Origin of the sequence: Caldanaerovirga acetigignens, assembly GCF_900142995.1 — a bacterium.
In the GTDB taxonomy this organism is placed as follows: domain Bacteria; phylum Bacillota; class Thermosediminibacteria; order Thermosediminibacterales; family Thermosediminibacteraceae; genus Fervidicola; species Fervidicola acetigignens.
In genome coordinates this window covers 25,053-33,741 of sequence record NZ_FRCR01000016.1, presented here as the reverse complement: position 1 = coordinate 33,741, position 8,689 = coordinate 25,053, and the positions used below count along the sequence as shown (strand labels likewise).

The following is an 8,689-nucleotide window of genomic DNA, read 5'->3' as shown; positions in this document are numbered from 1 at the left end:
TCATCGGTCATTGTTGAAAAAGTGCGGATTTCTTTACCTTCGGGAGTTATCACACAAGCCACGACGCTCTTTTTATGAACGTCCAGGCCACAAACGTGAGAATAAACCACATCCATAAAAAACAACTCCTTAGCGGCTTTAGTTTTGAAGGGCTGGTGCAACAACCATAAGGGGTTATTCTATCCTGCGTGCTTCCCTAAAAGGGAGCAACAATCTATGGTGCACCTGGTCGTTGTGGTCTGTCTACTTGTCGGGCTCGAGGCACCAAGGTAGTAGCGACCTGCCTTCACCAGCCGCGTACTGATTATATCATAAGGGCGGGCATTTTCATCTTCTGCTGGTGCCGCATTTGTTGCGGCATGGGGGTCTACTTGTAATTATATTACAAGTAGACCTGCTAATTAATTATATATTTGATCGATCAATAACTCACATTGTATGCAACAGATCTGACCATTTTACGCACCCTACTAAATGGTATAGTAATAAATTTTCAAAAACTCATTTTTCTGATTATCAAGTTCTTTTATCAGAAGTAATTATTTTTTCAGTTTCAATAAGATGATAGATTTTAGATTTTTATAAATCGTAAACAATAAATACTAGCCCAATGGCATCACCCCCCTTCAAATATAATTTGCCCTCTGCTATACAAAAGGACTTCCAAAATCAAAAATCACAACCCCTTTTAAAAATGGCTTTTTCGATTCATGCCGGAATATTGTTTTTATCATATCTCATTCGCCTTCTATATTTTACCATCGGATATTAATATCAATTTGCTCCCGCTTCCCGGCCTCCATCCTGGTTTTTATACAGCAGGTTTACTAACTAACCTATTCTTCTGATAAACAGTTATAATAATCCCTGCTCCCTAAAACCCGTTTCATTTTTTTGCAGAGCTCTTGATTTTAATCTATTGACAGCCTGCTGCGATATTCTTAATTTTATCGCAGTTTCGGTTTCAGTATACCCTTGCAGCACCTGGTATTCTATCACGGCCCTCCGTTTTTCGGCGAGAGACGATAAAAACTCTTCAACAAAAAGATTGCTGCTGACTGTACCGGCTACATCAATGTTTTCATCTTCCATACGGTCGATTATATCCTCTTCATTATCATCATTAACCGGCGAATTCAGAATCAATAATTCTTTTTGCCGACTTGTCCATGGAATTTTTCCCTCTATAAATATAGTCGTTTTATGCCGCCAAAAAGTTCCCTGAAATCGAAAATTTTTTAAAAAAGAAAGAGCGGGTATTCCCGCTCCTTTGTTTTTTTACGTTCTTTTTATAAATATATTCCTTTCATGTCCTCTTCATAACTTCTTGCTCCCAGGCTTTTGGGCCGGCAGGCCCTTTTTGCAGAGGGGACACTCTTCAGGGAGATAGGACTCAACTTCCATGCTCAAAAGGGAATAAAACGGCACCCCGAAATCCACCTTGCTTGCACTCCTGTCCACCAGAGCTCCAACGCCCACAACTTGGCCGCCGCAGGACCTGACCACATCAATCACTTCCTTCACCGAACCGCCGGTGGTCACCACGTCCTCAACCACAAGGACGCGTTCTCCCGGCTCTATGGAAAAACCCCTGCGAAGGGTCATCACCCCGTTTTCCCTTTCGGCAAAAAGGGCCCTTGCACCCAGAGCCCTCGCCACTTCGTAGGCAACTATTATGCCGCCGATGGCGGGCCCTATTACCGTGTCTACCTCGCTTTCCATGAAGTTTTGTGCCAGCTCCTTCAAGGCTTTTTCTGCAAGCTTGGGATACTGGAGGAGCCTTGCACACTGGAGGTATTTTTCGCTGTGCCTGCCGGAAGTCAGGATAAAGTGCCCGGTAAGCAGCACTTCGGCCTTTTCAAAAATCTCCTGTATTTCTTCGCGTGTCAAGGGTTATCCCCCTTTCAATCGAAGATTTTTTCGAGGGCGGCCGGCGGGTCTTCCGCCGCCGTCACCGGACGCCCTATAACGATGTAATCTGTGCCCATTTTTATGGCTTCAAGTGGAGTCATCACCCGCTTTTGATCCGAAGCCGCGGCAAAGGAGGGACGAACTCCGGGGGTTACCACCATGAAATCCCTCCCTAGAACCTCCTTTATTTTGCGGATTTCCAGGGGGGATGCCACGACACCGTCGAGCCCTATTTGCTTTGCCATTTTGGCCAATGAAAGGACCTGCTCGCAGGGGGACTTTTCTACATTCATCTCTTTCAGGTCCTCACCATCAATGCTTGTGAGCACCGTTACGGCCAGAATTTTAGGCCGCTTTTCGCAATCTCTTTCAAAGACCTCCTCAACCGCTTTTTTCGCCCACTCCATCATCTTCCTGCCGCCGGAGGCATGGACATCGAGCATGAAAGCGCCAAGCCTTGCCGCTTGTTTTACGGCTCCGTAAACGGTATTCGGTATATCGTGAAACTTGAGGTCCAAGAAAACCCGGCACCCCTCTTCGTTTATTTTCCCGATGATTGAAGGCCCTGCACCTGTAAAAAGTTCAAGGCCCACCTTGAATATCCCCACGCGGTTTTTCAAAAGTCTCACGAGTTCAAGAGCCCTCTTTTCGTCGGGAGTGTCAAGGGCGATTATCACCCTTTTAAAATATTCTTCCAACGGATCGCACCCCTTTCAAAATTCCGCATCATTCCTGTGGGCGAGGCCCACCAAATCCGAAAGTCTCTTTTGAAGGTTTTTCGCCGCATAATCTTCAAGACCGCGGATTATCTTCAGCGGAGCCACAGGGTCGGAAAATATAGCACTTCCCACAGCAACCGCACTTGCTCCCGCCAGGATGAATTCCACCGCATCACGCCAATTATATATTCCTCCCATTCCTATAATGGGTATCTTTACTGCCTCGTAAACTTCGTACACCATCCTCAAAGCTATGGGTTTTACCGCAGGACCCGAAAGGCCGGCGAAGACCCTCTTGAAAACTGGCCGCTTTTTTTCTACGTCCAACGCCATCCCTAGAATTGTATTTATCAGCGATACTGCATCCGCCCCCGCTTCCTCTACCGCCAGTGCTATCTCGCGGATATCTGAGACGTTTGGAGAGAGTTTTGCGATCACGGGGAAGTGAGACTGTTCTTTCACGGCCCTCACCACTTCGTAAGCGCTATCAGGATGCCGGCCGAAGGCAATGCCTCCTTTTCCCACGTTGGGACAGGATATGTTGACCTCGAGGGCCGAAATGCCTTCGAGGTGCGAAAGGCACTGGGTTATCCTCCTGTATTCCTCCACCGTCTCTCCGGCAATATTGACTATAACCGGCACCTGCAGAGTTTTGAGATACGGCCACTCATCCCTTACGAAACCTTCAACTCCGGGATTTTCGAGGCCTACCGAATTCAAAAGACCTGCCGTGGTCTCAAAAAGCCTAGGAGGGGGGTTGCCTTCTTTGGGAAGGAGGGTAATGCCCTTCGTAACTACTGCACCGAGCTCATTCACGTCGAACATCCTCGAATACTCCCTGGCAAACCCGAAAGTGCCCGATGCTACCATCACGGGATTTTTGAGGCAAATTCCGGCTATCTTTACGCTCAGGTCTACCATATTTCCACTTCCCCCGCTTCGAAAACCGGACCATCCCGGCAGACCTTTTTATATCCTCCTTTGGCAGATTTCACAGCGCACCCGAGGCAGGCCCCAATCCCGCAACCCATCTTCTCCTCCAGCGAAAGATAGGCGAGGATGCCAAAAGACACAGCGATCTCTTTCACTTTTAAAAGGAGCATCCTGGGGCCGCAGGCGTACACGACGGCCTGCACTTTTTTCTCGCCTTTCAAAAAATCTTCCAGAAGGTCAGTAGGAAAGCCTCTTTTGCCATGTGTCCCATCGTCCGTGGTTAGTTCTACCGAAAAGCCACAGGTTTCAAAAATTTCTTTACCGAAAGCTTCCCGTGCGGTGGAAAAGCCTAAAAAGGCTCTACCTACCAAACCTGATTTATTAAGTTCCTTTGCTAAAAAAAGGAGTGGAGCGACTCCAACTCCCCCGCCTACTATTAACGGCAGCCTCCCCGGCAGGGGCAAGGGGAAGCCCCTGCCCAGCGGTCCCATGATATCCAGCACCTCTCCCGGCCTTTTTTGGGATAAAATCGAAGTACCTTCACCCACCACGCGGTATATTATGTCCGCAGTGCCCTCTTCCCTATGGGCATCAGCGATGCTGAAGGGCCTCCTGAGCAGGGGATGGGGCCCTTTTGTGCACTTCACGTGGAGGAACTGGCCGGGATTTGCGCTTTCTGCCACTTTATTGGCGCGGAGCCGAAGTAGGTATATGCCGCGGGCCACTTCTTCGTTAAGGATGATTTCTGCTTGATGCAACAGGCTTTCCAGAATATCACCCCACCTTCGAAATGCTCTCTAGCAGAATAATGTCTATGCTTAAAGCCTCAATCGCTCGGTAAAGCGCCCAGGCGGTATCCAGAGATGTAAGGCAGGGAATCCCTTCGTCCGCTGCAGCCCTCCTTATCTTGAAACCGTCCCTCCTGGACCCACCTCCTCGGCTCAACGTATTAATTACCAAATTAATCTTTCCATTCCTGAAGAGGTCCATTACATTTGGAGAACCCTCTTCCCACTTGTTAACCACTTTTGCATCGATGCCAGCTTCCTTTAATGCTTTTGCGGTGCCCTTCGTAGCGTATATTTCAAATCCTAGATTTTTGAATCCCCTTATCAGCCTTACCGCTTCGGGTTTGTCCCTGTCGGCCACAGTAACCAAAATTCCGCCACTTTTGGGCACTCTTACACCCGATGCGAAAAAGGCCTTGTAAAGCGCCTTTTCGAAGGTTTTTTCTATGCCCAGCACCTCGCCGGTGGACTTCATCTCCGGTCCCAGGGAAATTTCTGCCTGCGTGAGCTTGCCGAAGGAAAAGACCGGTGCCTTTACTGCCACAAAGTCCGGCTCGGGCAAAATACCACTGCTGTATCCCAGGCTCTCTAAAGTTTCGCCCAGGGCTATTTGGACTGCCAAATCTACCATAGGGACACCCGTTATCTTGCTGAGATACGGTACAGTTCGGCTGGAGCGCGGGTTTACTTCTAGAACGTACACTTCGTCTCCCCGAACTACAAACTGTATATTCAAAAGCCCTTTTACCCCTAGTTTTAGAGCTATCTTAACAGTGTAGTCCACAATTTTATCTTTGGCTTTTTTGCTCAATGTCCTTGGAGGCCAAACTGCTATGCTATCTCCCGAATGAATCCCCGCTCGCTCGATATGCTCCATAATTCCGGGAATAAGCACCTCTTTCCCATCGCAAATTGCATCCACTTCAACTTCAGTTCCGCAGATGTACCTGTCTATTAGCACAGGTCTTTCCGGAGACGCGTCTACCGCCTCTTCTATATAAGCCTTCAATTCGTCCATATCGTAGACTATCTCCATCGCCCGGCCTCCCAGAACGTAGGACGGCCGGACGAGCAACGGAAAACCTATTTCCTCTGCTTTTCTCAGTGCCTCTTCATAGCTCCTTACCGCACATCCTTTTGGCCGGGGAATAGAAAGCTCGCTTAAAAAAGCATCGAACTTTTCCCGATCCTCGGCTATGTCAATGGATTCTATCTGAGTTCCGAGAATCCTTACCCCTCTTTTCGCCAGCTCCCATGAAAGGTTCACCGCCGTCTGCCCGCCGAATTGAACCATCACGCCGATTGGATTTTCGTTTTCTATCACCGCCATCACGTCTTCGATGTAGAGAGGCTCGAAGTACAGCCGATCAGCGGTGCTGTAATCTGTACTGACGGTTTCGGGATTGTTGTTAACTATTATAGCCCTATACCCCATTTTTTTAGTCGCCCAGACCGCATGCACGCAGCAGTAGTCGAACTCTATGCCCTGGCCTATCCTTATGGGGCCCGCTCCCAGAATCACGACGCTCTCCTTGCCTTCGGGCTTTGCTTCGTTTTCAACCTCGAAGGTGGAGTAAAAGTAAGGAGTTTCGGCTTCGAATTCTGCTGCACATGTATCCACAATTTTGTAAGTTGGCCGGATGGAAAATTTATCCCTGAGCTCTCTTACCTCCTTTTCGGAAAGACCTGTGTGTTTGGCTATTACAACGTCAGGGAATCCCATCCTCTTTGCCTTTTTGAGGAGCCCTTCGCTTAGGTTTTCCGCTTCCGCTTTCAATTGCGCTTCCAATTTAACTATATTTTCTATCTTCCTTACGAAGAAGGGATCTATGCCTGAAAGGGTAGATATCTCGTTGATGCCGATACCTCTTCGCAGAGCTTCAGCTATGGCAAAAAGCCTCTCGTCGGTTGCCTTTGCTATTTTACTTTTTAACTCTTCCGTAGACAGCCTTTCGATTTCCTTAAGCGTAAGATCTACCGCCCCCTGCTCTAGGGACCTCACCGCTTTCATGAAGGCCCCTTCTAAAGTCCTGTCTATTGCCATCACTTCTCCTGTCGCCTTCATCTGAGTTCCCAACGTCCTGTCGGCTTCCGCAAACTTGTCGAAAGGCCACCGGGGCATCTTTACGACGACGTAATCCACCGTCGGTTCGAAACACGCGGTGGTCTTTCCCGTTACTGGGTTTTTTATTTCATCAAGTGCAAGACCAACAGATATCTTGGCGGCAATCCTGGCAATAGGGTAACCAGTGGCCTTCGACGCCAGGGCACTAGACCTGCTAACTCTAGGATTGACCTCTATAACGTAGTAGTTCCCCGTCTTTGGATCTAAAGCAAATTGGATATTGCACCCTCCTTCAACACCTAGTGCTCTGATTATCTTTATTGCAGCAGATCTCAACATTTGGTATTCCTTATCGTTTAGTGTCTGACACGGTGCCACCACAATGCTGTCGCCTGTGTGAATACCGACGGGATCTACGTTTTCCATACTGCATACGGTTATGCACTGATCCTTGCTGTCCCGCATTACTTCAAATTCTATTTCTTTCATGCCGAGGAGGCTCTTTTCTAGTAACACCTGGTGAATACGGCTTTGCTTCAGTCCTATATCCACTATTCTCACCAGATCCTCTTCGTCATAAGCTATTCCTCCTCCTGTTCCGCCTAATGTATACGAGGGCCTGACAATAAGGGGAAAGCCAGTCTCTTTGGCAAAAGAAAGGGCTTCTTCTACACTGTACACAATTTTGCTTTCCGGCACTGGCTCGCCTATTTCTATCATTAAGTTTTTAAACATTTCTCTATCCTCTGCCTTTTTAATCGTCGAAAGGGGCGTCCCTAGGAGTTTAACTCCTTCCTTTTCAAGTACACCGCTTTCTGCAAGCTCCACAGCCAGGTTAAGCCCCACCTGACCACCCAGGGTCGGTAAAAGTCCGTCGGGCTTTTCACGCCTTATAACCTTTTCGGCAAATTCCAGCGTCAGCGGTTCTATATAAACCCTGTCAGCGATCTCGGAGTCAGTCATTATCGTTGCTGGATTGCTGTTTATGAGCACTACCTCTAACCCTTCTTCTTTCAATGATATGCACGCTTGAGTCCCCGCATAATCGAATTCCGCGGCTTGGCCTATTACTATTGGTCCTGAGCCTATAACCATTACTTTTTTTATCGAAGGGTCTTTAGGCATTCTTAATTCCCCCTTTTGCCAGTGCGATGAATTCGTCAAAGAGATGCCCCGTATCAAGTGGTCCCGGAGAGGCTTCCGGATGGAACTGCACCGAAAAAGCACCGTATTCCGGCATCCAAAGTCCCTCAACAGTCCCATCGTTCACATTTACGAAAGTAACTTCAGCCCCTTCCGGAAGAGTCTTAGGATCTACTGCAAAGCCGTGATTCTGTGAAGTAATGTATACTTTGTCCTTTCTCAGGTCCTTAACCGGATGGTTACATCCCCGGTGTCCGAATTTAAGTTTGTAGGTATTTGCCCCTAATGCTAGTGCTATTATCTGATGGCCGAGGCAGATTCCGAAAAGGGGCAGTTTGCCTAAAAGTTCCCTTGTCGCCCGCACGGCGTAGTCGGCTTTCTTTGGATCGCCTGGCCCGTTGGAAATGACGATGCCTACCGGATCAAAATCGACCAAAACTTTGGCCGGAGTATCCGCCGGAAAAACCGTAACCCGAAAGCCTTTTTCTACCAGCGACTTTATTATGCTTTTTTTTGCGCCCAAATCCAGGACGGCCACCGGCATGCCGTCCTCTCTGCCGTAAGTTCTTATCTCCTTTGTGGTCACCGCTTTCACCAGTTCCTGATCCTCTAAAGCCGGCACCTCGTGCAGAAGTTTCAGGGCTTCTTCCGCCTCCAGTTCGGTAGAAATCACCGCCTTCATGACTCCGCCGTCCCTTATCCTTTTCGCAAGTGCCCTCGTGTCGATCTCATCTATACCTATTATGCCGTGCCTTTTTAAATAGCCGTCGAGATTTTCTCCGGAGCTGCCTTGAGGATCTTCCCAGGCCTCGCGAACAACCAAGCCCCGAAGGGCGGGCCTTTCCGATTCGGTAAACTCTTCGAAAAAGCCGTAATTTCCTATTAACGGATAGGTCATCACCACTATCTGCCCCGCGTACGATGGGTCAGTTATCGTTTCCTGGTACCCCGTCATCCCGGTTGTGAACACCAGCTCGCCCCAAGTGGTTCCTTTAAGCCCGAGGGCTTTTCCTTCAAAGACGCTCCCGTCTTCAAGGACGAGAATACTATTCATCGAAGACCTCCTTTATTTTTTAAACTTTGCTTTAAGAAATGTTATTTATAATTTTACATTATATTGTATATTTATG

General features: G+C 48.2%; 7 protein-coding genes. All 7 read right to left on the bottom strand.

Annotation, left to right across the window (positions count from 1 at the left end):
* Positions 1 to 855: 855 nt before the first annotated feature.
* The gene (locus tag BUB66_RS10455) at positions 856 to 1,146 is read right to left on the bottom strand and encodes an RNA polymerase sigma factor (RefSeq protein WP_073258271.1); all 291 of its coding nucleotides are present in this window, start codon (positions 1,144 to 1,146) and stop codon (positions 856 to 858) included.
* A 171-nt stretch (positions 1,147 to 1,317) separates the two neighbouring features.
* On the bottom strand, positions 1,318 to 1,890 hold the full coding sequence (pyrE, locus tag BUB66_RS10450; protein WP_073258269.1) for an orotate phosphoribosyltransferase: 573 nt from the start codon (positions 1,888 to 1,890) through the stop codon (positions 1,318 to 1,320).
* A 14-nt stretch (positions 1,891 to 1,904) separates the two neighbouring features.
* Positions 1,905 to 2,609, bottom strand: a complete 705-nt coding sequence (gene pyrF, locus BUB66_RS10445) for an orotidine-5'-phosphate decarboxylase (RefSeq protein WP_073258267.1) — start codon at positions 2,607 to 2,609, stop codon at positions 1,905 to 1,907.
* Between the two features lie 15 nt (positions 2,610 to 2,624).
* A complete protein-coding gene (locus BUB66_RS10440; protein ID WP_073258265.1) occupies positions 2,625 to 3,551 on the bottom strand; it encodes a dihydroorotate dehydrogenase in 927 nt (308 codons plus the stop codon).
* Positions 3,545 to 4,321 (bottom strand): dihydroorotate dehydrogenase electron transfer subunit, encoded by a 777-nt coding sequence (locus BUB66_RS10435; RefSeq protein WP_244269837.1) that lies wholly within the window; start codon positions 4,319 to 4,321, stop codon positions 3,545 to 3,547. The genes BUB66_RS10440 and BUB66_RS10435 overlap by 7 nt, the downstream gene beginning before the upstream one ends.
* A gap of 16 nt (positions 4,322 to 4,337) precedes the next feature.
* Positions 4,338 to 7,541 carry a carbamoyl-phosphate synthase large subunit gene (gene carB, locus BUB66_RS10430; protein WP_073258262.1) on the bottom strand — a complete coding sequence of 1,068 codons (3,204 nt, stop codon included), beginning with the start codon at positions 7,539 to 7,541 and terminating at the stop codon, positions 4,338 to 4,340.
* The gene (carA, locus tag BUB66_RS10425) at positions 7,534 to 8,613 is read right to left on the bottom strand and encodes a glutamine-hydrolyzing carbamoyl-phosphate synthase small subunit (protein WP_073258260.1); all 1,080 of its coding nucleotides are present in this window, start codon (positions 8,611 to 8,613) and stop codon (positions 7,534 to 7,536) included. The genes carB and carA overlap by 8 nt, the downstream gene beginning before the upstream one ends.
* Positions 8,614 to 8,689 lie beyond the last annotated feature (76 nt).